Source organism: Bradyrhizobium sp. LMTR 3 (assembly GCF_001693485.1).
Lineage (GTDB): Bacteria > Pseudomonadota > Alphaproteobacteria > Rhizobiales > Xanthobacteraceae > Bradyrhizobium.
Map to the genome: position 1 here is coordinate 626,113 of NZ_MAXC01000023.1, position 16,893 is coordinate 643,005.

Annotated in this window: 17 protein-coding genes and 1 pseudogene; 6 read left to right on the forward strand and 12 right to left on the reverse strand. The window is 62.6% G+C overall.

The features are described 5' to 3' along the window. Positions 1-2: 2 nt before the first annotated feature. The 3 genes and pseudogenes from LMTR3_RS20070 to lepA form a co-directional block, all read right to left on the reverse strand. Entirely contained in the window at positions 3-365 is a 363-nt protein-coding gene (locus tag LMTR3_RS20070) for a hypothetical protein (RefSeq protein ID WP_065746720.1), read from the reverse strand. 691 nt (positions 366-1,056) lie between these two features. Beyond that, a pseudogene (locus LMTR3_RS20075) lies at positions 1,057-1,185 on the reverse strand (hypothetical protein); the annotation flags it as partial. A gap of 201 nt (positions 1,186-1,386) precedes the next feature. Beyond that, complete coding sequence (gene lepA, locus LMTR3_RS20080; protein WP_065746803.1) at positions 1,387-3,198, reverse strand: translation elongation factor 4; 1,812 nt, start codon at positions 3,196-3,198, stop codon at positions 1,387-1,389. Positions 3,199-3,311: 113 nt separating this feature from the next. Between lepA and LMTR3_RS20085 the strand changes: the two genes are divergently transcribed. Both LMTR3_RS20085 and LMTR3_RS20090 read left to right on the forward strand, forming a co-directional pair. Beyond that, entirely contained in the window at positions 3,312-4,910 is a 1,599-nt protein-coding gene (locus LMTR3_RS20085; RefSeq protein WP_065746804.1) for a glycosyltransferase family 39 protein, read from the forward strand. A gap of 22 nt (positions 4,911-4,932) precedes the next feature. Further along, positions 4,933-5,730: an SDR family NAD(P)-dependent oxidoreductase gene (locus LMTR3_RS20090; protein ID WP_065746722.1), complete on the forward strand. Its 798-nt coding sequence runs from the start codon at positions 4,933-4,935 to the stop codon at positions 5,728-5,730. A 151-nt stretch (positions 5,731-5,881) separates the two neighbouring features. Here the strand turns inward: LMTR3_RS20090 and LMTR3_RS20095 are convergent, their stop codons facing one another. From LMTR3_RS20095 to LMTR3_RS20115, 5 genes are all read right to left on the reverse strand, one after another. After that, a complete protein-coding gene (locus LMTR3_RS20095; protein WP_065746723.1) occupies positions 5,882-6,208 on the reverse strand; it encodes an HPr family phosphocarrier protein in 327 nt (108 codons plus the stop codon). Next, positions 6,205-6,606: a PTS sugar transporter subunit IIA gene (locus LMTR3_RS20100; protein WP_024339151.1), complete on the reverse strand. Its 402-nt coding sequence runs from the start codon at positions 6,604-6,606 to the stop codon at positions 6,205-6,207. The genes LMTR3_RS20095 and LMTR3_RS20100 overlap by 4 nt, the downstream gene beginning before the upstream one ends. A 132-nt stretch (positions 6,607-6,738) precedes the next feature. Further along, the gene (locus LMTR3_RS20105; RefSeq protein ID WP_065746724.1) at positions 6,739-7,260 is read right to left on the reverse strand and encodes an HPr kinase/phosphorylase; all 522 of its coding nucleotides are present in this window, start codon (positions 7,258-7,260) and stop codon (positions 6,739-6,741) included. Then, entirely contained in the window at positions 7,257-9,074 is a 1,818-nt protein-coding gene (locus tag LMTR3_RS20110; RefSeq protein WP_065746725.1) for a sensor histidine kinase, read from the reverse strand. Before LMTR3_RS20110 ends, LMTR3_RS20105 begins: the two co-directional genes overlap by 4 nt. Before the next feature lie 98 nt (positions 9,075-9,172). After that, on the reverse strand, positions 9,173-9,874 hold the full coding sequence (locus LMTR3_RS20115) for a response regulator transcription factor (protein WP_027541437.1): 702 nt from the start codon (positions 9,872-9,874) through the stop codon (positions 9,173-9,175). 218 nt (positions 9,875-10,092) lie between these two features. Here LMTR3_RS20115 and LMTR3_RS20120 point away from each other — a divergent pair, with 218 nt between their 5' ends. From LMTR3_RS20120 to LMTR3_RS20130, 3 genes are all read left to right on the forward strand, one after another. After that, positions 10,093-10,827: a HugZ family pyridoxamine 5'-phosphate oxidase gene (locus tag LMTR3_RS20120; protein WP_065746726.1), complete on the forward strand. Its 735-nt coding sequence runs from the start codon at positions 10,093-10,095 to the stop codon at positions 10,825-10,827. 13 nt (positions 10,828-10,840) lie between these two features. Beyond that, positions 10,841-11,098, forward strand: a complete 258-nt coding sequence (locus tag LMTR3_RS20125) for a hypothetical protein (protein WP_141686689.1) — start codon at positions 10,841-10,843, stop codon at positions 11,096-11,098. Between the two features lie 181 nt (positions 11,099-11,279). Further along, positions 11,280-12,896, forward strand: coding sequence for a phosphoenolpyruvate carboxykinase (locus LMTR3_RS20130; RefSeq protein WP_065746728.1), 1,617 nt, complete (start codon positions 11,280-11,282; stop codon positions 12,894-12,896). An 80-nt stretch (positions 12,897-12,976) separates the two neighbouring features. On the opposite strand, the gene LMTR3_RS20135 is transcribed toward LMTR3_RS20130, so the two are convergent. From LMTR3_RS20135 to LMTR3_RS20145, 3 genes are read right to left on the reverse strand one after another with little or no spacing between them, the layout of a single operon-like run. Further along, on the reverse strand, positions 12,977-13,771 hold the full coding sequence (locus tag LMTR3_RS20135; RefSeq protein ID WP_065746729.1) for a sulfite exporter TauE/SafE family protein: 795 nt from the start codon (positions 13,769-13,771) through the stop codon (positions 12,977-12,979). Between the two features lie 13 nt (positions 13,772-13,784). Then, positions 13,785-14,318, reverse strand: coding sequence for a rhodanese family protein (locus LMTR3_RS20140; RefSeq protein WP_065746730.1), 534 nt, complete (start codon positions 14,316-14,318; stop codon positions 13,785-13,787). Positions 14,319-14,341: 23 nt separating this feature from the next. Next, the gene (locus tag LMTR3_RS20145; protein ID WP_065746731.1) at positions 14,342-14,653 is read right to left on the reverse strand and encodes an ArsR/SmtB family transcription factor; all 312 of its coding nucleotides are present in this window, start codon (positions 14,651-14,653) and stop codon (positions 14,342-14,344) included. Positions 14,654-14,761: 108 nt separating this feature from the next. Here LMTR3_RS20145 and LMTR3_RS20150 point away from each other — a divergent pair, with 108 nt between their 5' ends. Continuing rightward, the gene (locus tag LMTR3_RS20150) at positions 14,762-15,670 is read left to right on the forward strand and encodes an MBL fold metallo-hydrolase (RefSeq protein ID WP_065746732.1); all 909 of its coding nucleotides are present in this window, start codon (positions 14,762-14,764) and stop codon (positions 15,668-15,670) included. A 27-nt stretch (positions 15,671-15,697) separates the two neighbouring features. Here LMTR3_RS20150 and rocF read toward each other — a convergent pair whose 3' ends face one another. Then, entirely contained in the window at positions 15,698-16,666 is a 969-nt protein-coding gene (gene rocF, locus LMTR3_RS20155) for an arginase (RefSeq protein ID WP_065746733.1), read from the reverse strand. Positions 16,667-16,893 lie beyond the last annotated feature (227 nt).

Below are 16,893 nucleotides of genomic sequence, written 5' to 3' on the forward strand. Positions count from 1 at the left end.
TGCTAGCCGACGTACGTCCAGCGCTTTCTATCCTTGAGACGGCGCAGCTCCTTGCGGCGCACAAGTCGGAGCATCAAGGGAGACAAAGTCGTCACGGGATAAAAGTGGCCCTGTTCTTCCAACGCCTGTCGTACCGAGCCCAACTCTCTCGGGGTTGAGAAGAAACCGCTTCCTATCAGTTCGGCTAACAGTCCCATCGGAGTTGGCTTGGATTTCGGCGCTAGCTGAATTGATCGAGTTTCAGGCGGGATCAATCTGTCCCGTTCGCCCTGTTCGAATAGGCCTAGCAATGCCGTCACCTCGGCTTGCGTGCCCTCGATCGCAACAGTTGCACCCGTTTGAGTCGTGATGACCGCTTTCGGCATGTGCCCCTCCAGTTTCGAGGCAGTTGGATAACTGAAAGGAAGGGTCCCGTCAATGGAACATAGCTTAGCACAATAATAGATGCATGATGTACTTCAGGTTTGGCCAACGACAAAGACCAGTTATTCATACTGTCTATTGACGTCACCGCCTAGCAGGTGTGTCTGCCGCTGAGAAGAGTGGAGCGAGGGCGGGAGGCCCACGAAGGTCAGGAATTCAGCCGCCTATCGCGATTTTCAGCGAGATTTCGGCCGGATTGGTCGACGCATGAATATTTGAATGCGCCTAACCGCCGTTTTCGGCCGAGAGAATTCGATGATTGTCTGGAGTGCCCCCCTCGCCGACCCAGTACGTATCTATCTCGTGTGAACTTAATGTACTGAGAAAATTAGTGTTTCTAACGTTAGACATATCGTCTATCGACGCCGCCGCCAGCAGGCGTGTCTGCCGCTGGGAAGGGTGGAGCGAGGGCGGGAGGCCCACGAAGGTCAGGAATTCAGCCGCCTATCGCGCTTTTCAGCGAGATTTCCACCGGAATTGTCGACGTATGAATATTTGAATGCGCCTAACCGTCGTTTGCGGCGCGACGAGGCATTGCCAATCCGTGGCAAATGGGAACGGGGAGGATGTCGAGGGGTAAGGACAGGCGTCCGCAAAAGTCAATTTGGATCGCGAAAACGTAGCTTATAGATATCAGCTATCCACCTTCAGCGCGGCAATAAGCGCCTCCTGCGGGACCTCGACCTTGCCGAACTGCAGCATCTCCTTCTTGCCTTCCTTCTGCTTCTCCAGAAGCTTGCGCTTACGCGTGATGTCGCCGCCGGATGGTGACCTATCCGCCGCGGAGCAAGAAGACGAGCAGTATCCCCTCATGCCGTGATCAGCGGAGACGTCGAGTTGCTCGAAACGCCGACAGGTGCCGGCTACTTTGCATGGGGTTGTTTTCGATCTTTTGCTGTGCGGCCGCGGGAGCCTCAAGGCCGGACCCTGTCCCCATCATGCCCGAGTGTTTGAGTATTCGCCTCAGCTATCCACCTTCAGCGCGGCAATGAACGCTTCCTGCGGGATGTCGACCTTGCCGAACTGCCGCATCTTCTTCTTGCCTTCCTTCTGCTTCTCCAGAAGCTTGCGTTTGCGCGTGATGTCGCCGCCGTAGCATTTGGCGGTGACGTCCTTGCGCAGCGCGCGGACGGTTTCGCGGGCGATCACCTTGCCGCCGATCGCGGCCTGGATCGGGATCTGGAACATGTGCGGCGGGATCAGTTCCTTCATCTTTTCGACCATGGCGCGGCCGCGGCCCTCCGCGCGGGTCCGGTGCACCAGCATCGACAGCGCATCGACCGGCTCGCCGTTGACGAGGATCTGCATCTTGACGAGGTCGGCCACCTTATAGTCGGTCAGATGATAGTCGAACGAGGCGTAGCCCTTCGAGACGGATTTCAGCCGGTCGTAGAAATCGAACACGACTTCGTTGAGCGGCAAATCGTATTTCACCATCGCGCGGGAGCCGACGTAAGTGAGCTCCTTCTGCGAGCCGCGGCGGTCCTGGCACAGTTTTAGGACGCTGCCGAGATATTCGTCCGGCGTGAGGATCGTGGCCTCGATCCACGGCTCCTCGATGTCGGCGATCTTGACGACATCGGGCATGTCGACCGGGTTGTGGATCTCGATCTCCTGCCCATCGGTCAGGTGCATCTTGTAGATCACGCTCGGCGCCGTCGCGATCAGATTGAGATCGAACTCGCGCGACAGCCGCTCCTGGATGATTTCGAGATGCAGCAGCCCGAGGAAGCCGCAGCGGAAACCGAAGCCGAGCGCGGCCGAAGTTTCCATCTCGTAGGAGAAGCTCGCGTCGTTGAGCCGCAGCTTGCCCATCGCCGCGCGCAGCGTCTCGAAATCGTTGGCATCGACCGGGAACAGGCCGCAGAACACCACCGGGATCGCCGGCTTGAAGCCGGGCAGCATCTCGGTGATCGGCTTCTTGTCGTCGGTGATGGTGTCGCCGACGCGCGTGTCGGCGACTTCCTTGATCGCCGCGGTAATGAAGCCGATCTCGCCGGGGCCGAGCTCGTCGACCTGCTCCATCTTCGGCGTGAAGAACCCGACGCGCTCGACGTCATAGGCCGCGTTGGTGCCCATCATGCGGATGCGCTGGCCCTTCTTCATCGTGCCGTCGACGACGCGGATCAGCACGACGACGCCGAGATATACGTCATACCAGCTATCCACCAACAGCGCCTTCAGTGCCGCGCCGCGATCGCCCTTCGGCGGCGGCAGGCGGGTCACGATGGCTTCCAGCACGTCGGGAACGCCCAAGCCTGTCTTGGCCGAGATCATCACGGCGTCCGAGGCGTCGATCCCGATCACGTCCTCGATCTGCTGCTTGACCTTGTCAGGCTCGGCCGCCGGCAGGTCGACCTTGTTCAGGACCGGCACGATCTCGTGATTGTTGTCGAGCGCCTGATAGACGTTGGCAAGCGTCTGCGCTTCCACGCCCTGGCTGGCATCGACCACCAGGAGCGACCCTTCGCAGGCCGCCAGCGACCGCGAGACTTCGTAGGCGAAGTCGACATGGCCGGGCGTGTCCATCAGGTTGAAGATGTAATCCTTGCCGTCCTTGGCGCGGTAGTTCAGCCGCACCGTCTGCGCCTTGATGGTGATGCCGCGCTCGCGCTCGATATCCATGGAATCGAGCACCTGTTCCTTGCCCGCCATTTCGCGGTCCGACAGCCCGCCCGTCATCTGGATCAGACGGTCAGCCAGCGTCGATTTGCCATGGTCGATGTGAGCGACGATGGAGAAGTTGCGGATGTTGGAAATGGGCGCAGTTGTCATGGGCGCGGGATAGCATTCGCGTCCCCGTGCGGCAACCATCTTGCTGTATTTCAAGGAGCTTTCTTCACGCCAAGCTGATTCCACTTGAGCCGAAAACACGCTAGGCAATGGCCATGTCGATTGCATCCGTTTCGCCCACGGCCGCGCGCTTAAGGCGCATTCCCACGATCCGGCGGCTGGCGGCGTGGCTGGCCTCACGCGCCAGTGATCCCAAAGCCGGCCTGTGGCTGGTGACCGGCTTTGCCGTGGTCCACGCCGTGCTGTGGACGCTGATCCTGGTCAGTCTGAAGACCGGGCAGGACGTCCATATGGACGTCGCGGAGGCCTTCGCCTGGGGGCAGAAGTTCCTGCTCGGCTATGGCAAGCACCCGCCGCTGTCGGGATGGGTCGCCGGCGTCTGGTTCATGCTGTTTCCGGTCACGGACTGGGCGACCTATGCATTGGCAATGGCGACGCTCGGCTGCTCCCTCGTGATCTGCTGGCTGTTGGCGCTGCGCGTGGTCGATCGCCGCCGCGCGTTCTTCGTAGTAGTGATGCTCGCGCTCTATCCGATCTTCAACTTCAAGGGCTTCAAGTACAATCCGGATCTGCTGCAACTCGTCACGCTGCCGCTGGTCGTGCTGGCCTATCTCGACGCGTTCGAGAAACGCAGCGTCAAATCGGGCGTGTGGCTCGGGCTCGCCGGTGCGCTGGCGCTGATGACCAAATACTGGGTGCTGACCATGATCGGCGCCGTCGGCCTTGCCGCGTTGATCCATCCGCAGCGTTTGCAGTTCCTGCGTTCGCCGGCGCCATGGGTCGCGATTGCCACGCTCGTGGTCGCAATGCTCCCGCACTTCATGTGGCTGAAGCAGGTGGACTTCGTCCCGCTCACCTATGCCGGCGATACCTACTCTCTCACCGATCGCGCGATGATCGGCGATCTCGCGCTGGGCTATGTCAAGCACAATCTCGCGCTGTTGGCCGCGCCGGCGATACTCGGCGCGATCGCGCTGATGTGGCGGCCGTTCCGCCTGATGCCGTTTCCGGCCCTGACGCGCGGCGCCAATACCGGCGTCAACATTTCGCAGGCGATCAATGTCTGGATCGTCCAGGCGGTGGTGGCGATCGGTCCGCCGCTGGGTGCGCTGATATTCCACGTCTACATCAAGACCGACTGGGGCATCCCGCTGTTCTTCCTGATGCCGCTCGCGCTGGTCGCGATCCCTGCGGTACGGATCCGGAAAATCGCGCTGTTGAACCTGACCACGACCTGGCTCGTCATTTCGCTCGTCGTGCTGGCGATATCGCCAAGGATCGTCGCCTACGAACTGGATGAAAAGCGCACCGCAGGCGCGAGTTACCGGGCGCGTTCCGAACTCGCCCGCGAACTGACGGAAGCCTGGCACACGCGGTTTTATTCGCGCTGGCCGGTAGTCGCCGCCTATACCGATACCGGCCAGGCTGTCACCTTCTACAGCCCCGACCATCCGGCGCCGCTGACGCCGGACGAGCCGTGGTCGTCCGGCCTGACCTCGCTCGAGGAGGCGAAGCGATCCGGCTTCATCGGCATCTGCGAGGTCGGCGACTGGAAGCTGGAAAAATGCGAGGCGTGGATGCAGGCCCATGCCGTCAATGCCGAGCGCATCGTGATGACCACGCGGCGATTCTTTCTCGGCAAGGCTGGCCCCGCGACGGCCTGGAACATCTTCATCGTGCCGCCGGCCAGATAAAAATCACTCGAAGGGATAACGCATGGATCTCGACCTGACGGATAAAACGGCGCTCGTGACCGGCTCGACCCGCGGCATCGGACTCGCGACCGCCATCGGGCTTGCGCAAATGGGCGCGGAAGTGATCGTCAACGGCCGCGAGCAGGCGGCGGTCGGCGAGGCCGTGGCGAAAGTTGAGCAGGCTGCGCCGTCGGCCAAGGTGCACGCGGCGGCATTCGATCTCGGTCATGCGGCGGGCTGTGCCGCGCTGGTGGCGCAATTTCCCGACGTCGACATTCTCGTCAACAATCTCGGCATCTACGAACCGAAGGGATTTTTCGAGATCGAGGATTCCGATTGGTCGAGGATGTTCGAAGTCAACGTCATGAGCGGGGTGCGGCTGACGCGGCACTATTTGAAGCGGATGCTTGGTAACAAGGACTGGGGTCGCGTCGTGTTCGTCTCCAGCGAATCCGGCGTCTTCGTTCCGAAGGAGATGGTGCATTACGGCTTCTCGAAATCGGCGCAGCTCGTCATCGCGCGCGGCGCGGCGGAAACCACCAAGGGCACCAACGTGACTGTAAATTCGGTGATGCCCGGCCCCACCTGGGTCGAGATGGCGCCGGTTCGCCTGGCCGCACGCGCGAAAGCTGCGGGCACCACCGTCGACGACCTCGTCTCTCGCACCTTCAGCGAACGCCGCCCGGCGTCGCTCTTGCAGCGTTACGCCACGCCGGAAGAGATCGCCAATCTGATCTGCTACGTCTGCTCAAAAGCCTCCAGTGCCACCAACGGCGCCGCGCTGCGCGCCGACGGCGGGATCGTGACGAATCCGTTTTGATGTATCAGACTGTAGGGTGGGCTAAGCCAACGGGTCGCGCGAATGCGCGCCCGATGACAGGCTCCGCGTGCCCACCATTTGAGACGAGCGCCCGGATAGATGGTGGGCACGGCGCAAGCGCGCCTTTGCCCACCCTACGAACACCGGTCGCTCAAACGCCTTCTTCGTTGAATTTGTCCGCAACCAATGCTGCGATCGCATCGACCGCTTGCTGCGCCTCGGGGCCGATCGCGGAGACCGTAACCGAGGTTCCAGGTCCCGCTGCCAGCATCATCAAGCCCATGATCGAGGTGCCGCCCACGGTCTCGCTGCCGCGCGTCACCCAGACCTCGGCATTGAAGCGTTCGACCATCTGGACGAACTTCGCCGAGGCCCGCGCGTGCAGGCCGCGCTTGTTGATGATCTGAAGTTCCCGCGAAATGGCGCCCGCGGGCACGCTCGGCCCGAGTTCCTTGTCGGGCGCGGCCTCGTCGCTCATTTGCCGGCGAGCACGCGGCTGGCGATGGTGACGTATTTGCGGCCGGCTTCCTGCGCCATCGCGATGGCATCGGGAAGCGAGCGCTCTTCGCGCACCTTGGCAAGCTTGACCAGCATGGGAAGATTGATGCCTGCGAGCACTTCCACCTTGGGGCGGCTCATGCAGGAAATTGCGAGGTTGGAAGGTGTGCCGCCGAACATGTCGGTGAGGATGGCGACACCATCGCCGCTGTCGACGCGATTCACCGCTTCGATGATATCGCTTCGACACAGATCGGAGTCGTCTTCGGCTCCAATCGTGATGGCTTCAATTTGTTTTTGCGGACCCATGACATGTTCGAGCGCCGCCTTGAACTCGTCGGCAAGGCGCCCATGGGTCACAAGCACTAGACCAATCATCGGAAACTCCTCGCGGGTGCTTTTTGGTGCACCGCACGAACGCGCCACTTTGACCATCCAGAGGCCCCGCGCAAGAGGGCATCTTGGCTATTGTTCCGGAATTTGCCGGTAAAGAGTGAGGCCTGCGCCGCTTTATTCGGTGGCGATATTGGGGCTTATATGGTTACCAATCCCCTTCGAACAATCATCCAAAGGTTGGACGGAACCTGAACCGGCGGTTGTCGTCAGGGCCGCTACAATCAGCGGGAGGGGGTGGTAGCCGGTTCCGACAGGAATTCTCGGTAATAACACACCGTTCAGGCGGGTAGAGAGCGCTTCTGGCGGCGGCAGCCGCTCGGCATCGCTGGCCGCCAAGTCGGCGACGAGACCCACCACCGCCTCCCCAACAAAGTCACAATGGCGAATGCCGAGACCCCGGACCTCGATCAGCCCGGCCAATTCTCGCGCCGGGCGGACCAACAATTGTCCGGCCACTGTGTCGAGATGGACACGGTCATCGCCGACCAAAACGGCCCGCGGAACCTGTCCGGCGCGGCCGGCGAGAATCAGATCGAAGGCCAGCCGCGACTTGCCGGCGCCTGATGGCCCGCGGATCAGCACGGCGCGCTCGCCCACCAGCACGGCGGAGGCGTGCACGCTCGTGCCCGCCGTCATGGCGTGGGTAGCCTGACCACGAACCGCGCACCCGCCACACTCGGCTTGCCGTCGTCGCCGGCCGGGCCGTGGCGGTTTTCCGCCCAGATCCGCCCGTTATGCGCTTCGATAATCTGCTTGGAGATCGATAGGCCGAGACCTGAGTTCTGCCCAAAGCCCTGATGGGGACGGTCGGTGTAGAAGCGCTCGAAGATGCGTTCCAGCGCATCCTCGCCGATACCCGGCCCATCGTCATCGACGATGATTTCGATCTCCGCGCGCGCGCGGCGGCAGGTGACGCGCACCTTCCCGCCGGGGGTGGAGAAGGATTGTGCATTGGACAGCAAGTTGGAGATCACCTGTCCCAGCCGGGAATCGTGGCCGGGGACCGAGAACGTATCGGTGGCGCCGCGGCCGTCGAAGCGCGCTTCGACCGCGACGTCGTGACCAAGCCTGGTTTCGTTGGCAACCGAGGTCAGCGTCGTCAGCAGCCGCCGCAGATCGACCGGGGCCATGTCCTGGCGCTGCAATTCGGCATCGAGGCGGCTGGCGTCTGAAATATCCGAGATCAGCCGGTCGAGCCGCTTGACGTCGTGCTCGATCACCTCGAGCAGGCGCGCGCGGCTGGTGTCGTTGCGTGCCAAAGGCAGCGTTTCCACCGCCGAGCGCAGCGAGGTCAGCGGGTTCTTCAACTCGTGGGCGACGTCGGCGGCGAACATCTCGATCGCCTCGATGCGGCTGTAGAGCGCGTTCGTCATATCGCGCAGCGCGCCGGACAGATGGCCGATCTCGTCGCGACGGCGGGTGAAATCGGGAATCTCGACGCGGGTCTGGATGCGCCGGCGGACGCGCTCGGCGCCGTCGGCCAGCCGCCGCACGGGACCAGCGATCGTGCTCGCGAGCAGGAGCGACAGCACGATCATGACCGCCGAAGCGACGCCGCCGACCTTGAGGATCGCCAGCCGCTCGGCGGTCACCATCTGGTCGATGTCGTCGCCTTGCGTCGAGAGCATCAGCGCACCGTGTACGGCACGGAACCGCTGCACGGGGACGGCGACCGAGACGATCACCTCGCCGCGGTCGTTGACGCGCACCATGCTGCTCTTGACGCCGTCGAGCGCCTGCACGATTTCCTGATAGCCCTTGCCGTTCTCCGGGCCCAGCTCGCGATAGAGCGGCAGGTCGCCGCGATTGAGCCAGGTGCGGATCGCGATCAGCGCGCGTTCGACGAAGCCCGGCTTCTCCGTCGAAGGTGGCGGCAGTTCGAATCGCAATACGTCGCCGCGGCCATAGAGACTGCGGCTGTCGAGGATCATGCCGCCGTCGCCGCCATAGATGCGGGCGCGGGTCTTGGTCGGCGAGATCAGCCGCCGCAGCACCGGCGCGACCCGCTCCGGATTGATCGGAAAATCGAGGCCCGAGGATTCGTCCGGTGCGCCGTAGCTTTCGCCCGGCTTGAGGTCGAGCAGCCGGTCCGGATCGATCGTGATGGTGTTGGTTTCGACGGTGGCGGAGGCGGCAATCGCGCCGGCGATGATTTCGGCCTGCACCAGAAGGCTCTGCGCCCGCGCATCGATCAGGCCGGCACGGAATTGCGAGAGATAGAGAATGCTCGCCACCAGCGCGACGAGGCCCGCCAGATTGAGCGAGACGATCCGGCGCGTGAGGCTGGAGAAGGAGAGCGCGAAGAAGAACTGCCCGGCCCGGCGCATCCAGCCGAGCGGTCGCCGCCAGCCCTTCTCGCCCGCATTATCCTCGGCAACGCGTTCCCGATCGAGGAGCTCCAGAGCATCCTCGTGGTTCAGGTTGGGATCGGGCTGCGTTCGATCTAGCAATGGCTGAACTGCCGGTTGTGATGCGCCAATTTCTAGTTCTACGCTTTACGCCGAACGGGCGGATGTGTCAGTTAACACTTCCGCCCGGAAAACGCAGATCAGGCTTCCTTGAAGCGATAGCCGACGCCATACAGCGTCTCGATCATCTCGAAATCGTCGTCGACCACCTTGAACTTCTTGCGCAGCCGCTTGATGTGGCTGTCGATGGTGCGGTCGTCGACATAGACCTGGTCGTCATAGGCCGCGTCCATCAGTGCGTTGCGGCTCTTCACCACGCCGGGCCGCGTGGCCAGCGCCTGCAGGATCAAGAACTCCGTCACCGTCAGGGTCACCGGCTCGTTCTTCCAGGTGCAAGTGTGACGTTCCGGGTCCATCCGCAACAGGCCGCGGTCCAGCGCGCGTGCATCCGGCTCCTTCGGAACGGCGGTCGGATCCTTGGGCTGGCCGCGGCGAAGCACGGCCTTGACCCGCTCGACCAAGAGGCGCTGCGAGAACGGCTTGCGGATGAAATCGTCGGCGCCCATCTTGAGGCCGAACAATTCGTCGATCTCTTCATCTTTGGAAGTTAAGAAGATCACCGGCAGATCGGACTTCTGCCGCAACCGGCGTAACGTCTCCATGCCGTCCATGCGCGGCATCTTGATATCGAGGATCGCAAGGTCCGGCGGCGAGGTGCGGAAGCCGTCCAGCGCCGAGGCACCATCCGTATAGGTCATGATGCGATAGCCTTCGGCTTCGAGCGCGATCGATACGGAAGTGAGAATGTTGCGGTCATCATCGACCAGGGCGATTGTGGGCATGAGCCTCTGCTTTCGAATAAGAGAGTGGCTTAAACGGCGGGCACTTGAGCCAGACGCCGCATAAATGGGCTTCGTACACGATCAACGAGCAATGCAAGCTAGGCTGAAGTGTGACCGAGTTCCGCAAAACGCTCCCCAAGGAGACGTGCGGCCCCCATATAGCACCCTGACCCGCTGAGAAAAGGCCCTTTTTGCAATAAGATGGCCGGAAAGGAACCATGCAGCCGACCGCAGATTTTGATGCTTCCAAACTGGCCCGTTCGCTGCTGCGGCGTAGCCGGCAGGGCGCACTGGCCACGCTTATGCCCGAAAGTGGCGATCCCTATTGCTCGCTGGTGAACGTCGCCAGCCATGCCGATGCGTCGCCGATTCTGCTGCTTTCGCGGCTGGCGCTGCACACAAAAAACATCCTCGCCGACAGCAGGGTATCGCTGATGCTGGACGAGCGCGCCGCCGGAGATCCGCTGGAGGGCGCACGGATCATGCTGGCGGGCCGGACCGAGGAGGCCGAAGGGGAAGCCGCGAAAATCCTGCGCCGGCGCTATCTCAACGCTCATCCATCGGCGGAAGCGTTTGTAGATTTCAAGGACTTCTCGTTCTTCCGGATCGTCCCGTCTGGCCTGCATCTGGTCGCCGGTTTCGGCCGCATCATCGACCTCAGGCCCGAGCAATTCATGACGGAGATCGGCGATGCCACCGATTTGCTGGAAGCCGAGCAGGGCGCTGTCGAGCATATGAATGAGGATCACCGCGAGGCGATGAACCTCTACGCGACCAAACTGCTGGGCGCCGAGTCCGCAGACTGGCGCTGCACCGGTTGCGACCCCGACGGCATGGACATGCAGGCCGGCTCCGCGACGCTGCGGCTGGATTTCCCGGAACGGGTCACCAGCGCCATGGCGTTGCGCAAGATGCTCGTACGGCTGGCAGGCGAGGCGCGGGCCAAGGGCTAGCAAGGGTTAACGCTTGCCGTCACCGATCAACCACGCCGCGCTGTCGAATTCACCGCCGATGACAGTGAAGAAGATTCAGGCGCTATTGTCGTACAACGAAGCGATGGTGCAGTTAGCGGTCACGGGCGGAAAGCTTCGTCATGAAAACACGCTCCGCGCGCTGAAATGTTCTGATTGTGCGACGCAACAATTGCCGGCCGAACTCGCCAACGGCGGATGGTCGCGCAACCAAGAGGGCAAACCAGCGCAAAGCAGTGCAGCAAGCGATTGATGCAAATCAACCTTCCGCGCTGGAATAAACCAAATCGCGTGGATCGGCTTGGCAAGCACGGCGTTCAACAATATAGGTCGCCGCACCGAGGCCGGAAGGCTATATTCAGGGTTCACCGCGACAGAGCGCGTCAAGCGACATGCGCGCGATCGAGTAACGCGGGTTCGAGGAGGACTTCTTCGTGCAAGAGACGGGTCTACGCAACGGTGCATTCGGCGCCGATAAATTCGGCTTAAAAAATCTCAAGATGGTGCACTGGAATCTCGGTGCGCCGCAGCTCTATCAATATTCACTCGCGGCCGGCGAGGCCGTGTTGTCGGCCGACGGCGCGCTCTGCGCGGACACCGGTGAATTCACCGGCCGCAGTCCCAAGGACAAGTTCACGGTGCGTGATGCGACCACCGACAAGAACATGTGGTGGGCCGGCAACCAGTCGATCACCTCGGAGCAGTTTGCCGCGCTCTATGCCGACTTCCTCAAGCATGCCGAAGGCATGACGCTGTATGCGCAGGATCTTTACGGCGGCGCCGATCCGAGCTTCCAGATCAAGACGCGCGTCTTCACCGAACTCGCCTGGCACTCGCTGTTCATCCGCACGCTCTTGATCCGGCCTGAGGCGTCGACGCTGCGCGATTTCGTGCCTGAACTCACCATCATCGACCTGCCGAGCTTCCGCGCCGACCCTAAACGTCACGGTGTGCGCTCGGAGAACGTCGTCGCGATCGATTTCGCCCGCAAGATCGTCCTGATCGGCGGGTCTTATTATGCCGGCGAGATGAAGAAGTCGGTCTTCACCACGCTGAACTATTACCTGCCCGCCAAGGGCGTGATGCCGATGCACTGCTCGGCCAATGTCGGACCCAAGGGCGACACTGCGATCTTCTTCGGCCTGTCCGGCACCGGCAAGACCACGCTCTCCGCCGATCCCAACCGCACGCTGATCGGCGACGACGAGCATGGCTGGGGCAATGACGGCGTCTTCAATTTCGAAGGCGGCTGCTACGCCAAGTGCATCAAGCTGTCGAAGGAAGCCGAGCCGCAGATCTTCGCCGCCTCCAGCCGCTTCGGCGCGGTGCTCGAGAATTGCGTGCTCGACGAAGACACCCGTGTGGTCGATTTCGATAACGGATCGAAGACCGAAAACACCCGCTCGGCCTATCCGCTTGATTTCATCCCGAACGCTTCGCGCACCGGCCGCGCCGGCCAGCCGAAAAACGTCGTGATGCTGGCGGCTGATGCCTTCGGCGTGCTACCGCCGATCGCAAAGCTCTCGCCGGCGCAGGCGATGTATCACTTCCTGTCCGGTTACACAGCCAAGGTCGCCGGCACCGAGCGCGGTCTCGGCAACGAGCCGCAGCCGGAATTCTCCACCTGCTTCGGCTCGCCGTTCCTCCCCCTCGATCCGTCCGTCTACGGCAACATGCTGCGCGAGCTGATCGCCAGGCACAATGTCGATTGCTGGCTGGTCAATACCGGCTGGACCGGCGGCAAATACGGCACAGGCAGCCGGATGCCGATCAAGGTGACGCGCGCGCTGCTGACCGCAGCGCTGGACGGTTCGTTGCGCAACGTCGAATTCCGAACCGACAAGTATTTCGGTTTTGCGGTGCCGACCGCGCTGCCGGGCGTGCCCAGCGAGATCCTCAATCCGGTCAACACCTGGAAGGACAAGGCCGAGTTCGACAAGACCGCGCGCGCCCTGGTCGGCATGTTCCAGAAGAACTTTGCCAAGTTCGAAGCCCAGGTCGACGCCGAAGTTCGCGCTGCTGCGCCGGATTTGAAGCTCGCGGCGGAGTAAGGCTCAGGCCAGATGGATTGGCTGAAAAGGGCGGCTCATCGGGCCGCCCTTTTTGCTTGCGGGCGGATGGACTATCTCGTTCACAGAAGCGGCAGCGCGCCGCGCAGGCAGACGTATCCGCCGGCGAGAATGACGATGCCGGCGAAGGCCGACCGCAACGCCTTGTCCTGCGAGCCGATCAATCTGCCGGTCACGATCCCGGCCAATCCGCCCAACAGGCCGCCCGCGATGAACAGACCGGCCAGTTGCCAATCGATCAGCCCGGACATGGCGTAGCTGGCCGCGGTCGAAGCGCCAAAGGCGACGACGGCGACCAGCGAAGTGCCGATGGCGGTGATCAGCGGCATGCCGGTCGCCAGCATCAGGCCGGGAACGATCAGGAAGCCACCGCCGATACCAAAGAAGCCGGCGAGCAGTCCGACCGCGAAGCCGGTGCCGACCAGCATCGGCATCAGTTGTCGCGCGGTCGTAGCCGTCAGCCGGATTGCGGGATCGCCGCGGCCTGCGCGCTTCTTCAACATCAATGCGCCGATGACGATCATCAGGAGGCCGAACAGGATCAGCAACTTCTCGCCGTCGAGTTGCTTGGCGACACCGGCGCCGGCAAACGCGCCGGCGATGCCCGCGAGCGAGAATACGATTGCGCACGGCCACCGGACGTTGCCCGCGCGCCAGTGCGCCATCACGTTGGCAAGCGCGCTGATCGCCACCGCAATCGCGCTGGTGCCGATCGCCACATGCGGCGATGCGACGCCGACGCCATAAACCAGGAGCGGTACCGCGAGGATCGAACCGCCGCCGCCGACCAGAGCGAGGATGAATCCGACGGCACTACCCGACAGCACCGTCGCGATATCCGCGAAATGGATCGGCATGTCTTGTTACTCCTCAGGCGATGGCAGTTTTGGCCGCCCGGCGGTTCCACGGCGCGAAGGACAACAGCCGCGCCATCATGCAGGAGCCGCTAACGCCAGCGAAAACCAGGCCGGCGCCAACGAATGCCGCAAGTGCGTAGAAACCGGGATGAACGAGCGTCCCCAGCGCGGTGCCGGCGAAAACCAGCGAGCCGGCCGTGATCTGAACCTGCCGCATGATCTCGATCGGCTGGCCCTTGCTTTCGATCACCGGCAATCCGGCGCTTTTCCAGGCGTCGATTCCGCCGTCGAGAATGAATGCATCACAGTCGGTGCACTGCGCGAGGCGCGCGGCATTGCTGGCAGTCCGGTTACCGGAGCGGCAGTGGAAAATCACGGCCGGCGCGTCCGTTCCGATATCGATCCGCTCCATGCGCGAGAGCGGTGCATGGCGCGCGGCGGCGATACGGCGGCGCGAATGCTCGTCGAACTCTCTGATGTCGACGAGGATCGCACCGCGATCGATCAGTTCTTTCGCCTTGGCGGGAGAAATATGGGGAAGTGACATGGTCGAACTCCTTTTCTTGCGGATCAGGTTGCAGGCATCGCGCGGCAGAACAGTCGGTGCAGTTCCGCGATCAATTGCGCGATCCGAGGATCGGCGACGCGGTACCAGAGCGTCTGACCGTTACGGCGAGAGCTCACGATGTCGTCGTCGCGCATCTTCGCCAGATGCTGAGACAGCGCAGACTGGGTGAGACCGACCGCCTCGACCAGCGCACCGACCGTCATCTCGCCGGCTTCCACCAGCTTGCAGAGGATCATCAGCCGCCGCTCGTTGCCGAGCGTGCGCAGGATATTGGCGACCGCCTGGGCGTTGGCCTCGAAGTCCCTGATTTCCATCGCCGACGGGGTCGTCACGGGTATTCCCTATATATACATTATGTATTGCTAAATTAGATATAGCTAATATAATTGTCAATAGTACTTCCCTTCAGGAGTTCGGACCCAATGCCCCATTCAGCCCATCTACCAGCACCCATCATCAGGGCGTTCTTCGATGAGCCCACCAACACCATTAGCTATCTGGTTGCCGATCCAGTGACCCGCCGTGCGGCGGTGATCGATCCCGTGCTTGATTTCGACCCGCGCGACGGCACCGTCGACATCCGTTCGGTCGAAGCCATTCTGGCTGCAGCCAACCAAGAAAAGCTGACCATCGAATGGGTGCTGGAGACCCATGCGCATGCCGACCATTTGTCGGGTGCGCCCTATATCAAGTCGAAAGCCGGCGCACGGATCGGCATCGGCGATCACATCAAGGATGTGCAGCGAATCTTCCGGCCCGTCTTCAATGCGCAGGACCTGCGTACCGACGGCAGCGATTTCGACCGCCTGTTCGCAGACGGCGATACATTTGGCATCGGCGAACTCACCGTCGAGGTCCTGCATACGCCGGGTCACACGCCCGCTGACCTGTCCTACAAGATTGGCGACGCCGTGTTCGTCGGCGACACGCTGTTCATGCCCGACTACGGCACCGCACGTGCCGATTTCCCTGGCGGCGATGCACACCAGCTCTATCGTTCGATCCAGCGGCTACTGAGTCTCCCCGACGACACGCGCCTGTTCATGTGCCACGACTACAAGGCGCCTGGTCGCGATGACTACGCCTGGGAAACCACGGTGCGCGAGCAGCGCGAGAGCAACGTGCATCTTCGCGGCGGCGTCACGGAAGAAGCGTTTGTCGCCATGAGGCAAGCCCGCGACGCGACATTGTCAGCGCCGACGCTGCTGCTGCCTTCCATCCAGGTGAATATCCGCGCGGGCCGCTTTCCCAAGGCCGAGAGCAATGGCGTGCACTATTTGCTGCTGCCGGTTCGGGTGCGCGCCGGCGCGGAAGCCGCCATCGTCTCGTGAGCTGATTTCAATCAGCTCACGGCCCGTCTAGCCGTTACCCGGCAACACCGCGTTGCTGGGCGTCCGCCGATCGGTGATCTGCAGGCCGAACAGGCTGCCGATCAGCTCGACCGCGACGCGCGCGGTGCGTCCGCGTTCGTCGAGAAACGGGTTGAGCTCCACGACGTCGACCGAGCGCACCAGTTCGGAATCGTGCAGCAACTCCATGATCAGATGCGCCTCGCGATACGTTGCGCCGCCCGGGACCGTGGTGCCGACGCCGGGCGCCACGGTCGGATCGAGAAAATCGACATCGAAAGAGACATGCAGCACGCCGTTCCGTGCCCGCACGCGCTCGATCACCTTGCGGATCAGGACGCCGACGCCGAACTCGTCGATCACGCGCATGTCGGCGATCGCGACGCGGCGTTCGAATACCAGCTTTCTCTCCAGCGGATCGATCGAGCGGATGCCGAACAGGTCGAGTTGGTCGGGGCTGATCGAGGCGCGGGGTGCGCCGCCAAGCAGATCGTCGAGGCCAGGCTCGCCGCACAGGAATGCGGCCGACATGCCGTGCATGTTGCCGGTTTCCGTCGTCTGGGGCGTGTTGTAGTCGGCATGGGCATCGACCCAGAGCACGAACAGCGGCCGCCCCTGTTCCTGCCAGTAGCGCGCGACGCCGTTCACCGATCCCATCGAAAGCGAATGATCGCCACCCATGAAGATTGGAATGGAGCCGGAACGCGCCAACGCATAGGAGCGTTCGCTGAGCGCGCGGATCCATGTCTTGATCACGTCGTAATATTTGGCGTTTGCCGGCGGCGGGCCCTCGGCGGGCGCGATGTCGGGCTTCGCCATGTTGCCGTGGTCCTCGACGGCAAAGCCGAGCTGATCGAGGATGCGGCCGATACCCGCGGTGCGCAGCGCGTCCGGTCCCATCAAGGTGCCGAGTTGCGAGGCCCCGATCTCGATGGGGACCCCGAGCAGGGCGATGCGGGGAGCGTGGGTGTCGGACATGAGCCGGGCCTCCGAAGAATCGTAGGGTGGGCAAAGCGAAGCGTGCCCACCATTGCGACGATTGTGCCAGAACATGGTGGGCACGCTGCGCTTTGCCCACCCTTCTGTAACGGGCCTCGATTAGTCAATCCCTTTGCGTTGTCCGCCCGCCGGGGTCTCGCTTCTGTGCGGGGTCGGCGCAGGGCCGCCACCTGATGGGGTTGGAAGAGGATAGGTCGGCCAATCTA

Coding starts and splice junctions, on each gene's coding strand:
- LMTR3_RS20070 (WP_065746720.1), bottom strand. CDS start 365: ATGCCGAAAGCGGTCATCACGACTCAAACGGGTGCAACTGTTGCGATC.
- lepA (WP_065746803.1), bottom strand. CDS start 3,198: ATGACAACTGCGCCCATTTCCAACATCCGCAACTTCTCCATCGTCGCT.
- LMTR3_RS20085 (WP_065746804.1), top strand. CDS start 3,312: ATGTCGATTGCATCCGTTTCGCCCACGGCCGCGCGCTTAAGGCGCATT.
- LMTR3_RS20090 (WP_065746722.1), top strand. CDS start 4,933: ATGGATCTCGACCTGACGGATAAAACGGCGCTCGTGACCGGCTCGACC.
- LMTR3_RS20095 (WP_065746723.1), bottom strand. CDS start 6,208: ATGAGCGACGAGGCCGCGCCCGACAAGGAACTCGGGCCGAGCGTGCCC.
- LMTR3_RS20100 (WP_024339151.1), bottom strand. CDS start 6,606: ATGATTGGTCTAGTGCTTGTGACCCATGGGCGCCTTGCCGACGAGTTC.
- LMTR3_RS20105 (WP_065746724.1), bottom strand. CDS start 7,260: ATGACGGCGGGCACGAGCGTGCACGCCTCCGCCGTGCTGGTGGGCGAG.
- LMTR3_RS20115 (WP_027541437.1), bottom strand. CDS start 9,874: ATGCCCACAATCGCCCTGGTCGATGATGACCGCAACATTCTCACTTCC.
- LMTR3_RS20120 (WP_065746726.1), top strand. CDS start 10,093: ATGCAGCCGACCGCAGATTTTGATGCTTCCAAACTGGCCCGTTCGCTG.
- LMTR3_RS20135 (WP_065746729.1), bottom strand. CDS start 13,771: ATGCCGATCCATTTCGCGGATATCGCGACGGTGCTGTCGGGTAGTGCC.
- LMTR3_RS20140 (WP_065746730.1), bottom strand. CDS start 14,318: ATGTCACTTCCCCATATTTCTCCCGCCAAGGCGAAAGAACTGATCGAT.
- LMTR3_RS20145 (WP_065746731.1), bottom strand. CDS start 14,653: ATGGAAATCAGGGACTTCGAGGCCAACGCCCAGGCGGTCGCCAATATC.
- LMTR3_RS20150 (WP_065746732.1), top strand. CDS start 14,762: ATGCCCCATTCAGCCCATCTACCAGCACCCATCATCAGGGCGTTCTTC.
- rocF (WP_065746733.1), bottom strand. CDS start 16,666: ATGTCCGACACCCACGCTCCCCGCATCGCCCTGCTCGGGGTCCCCATC.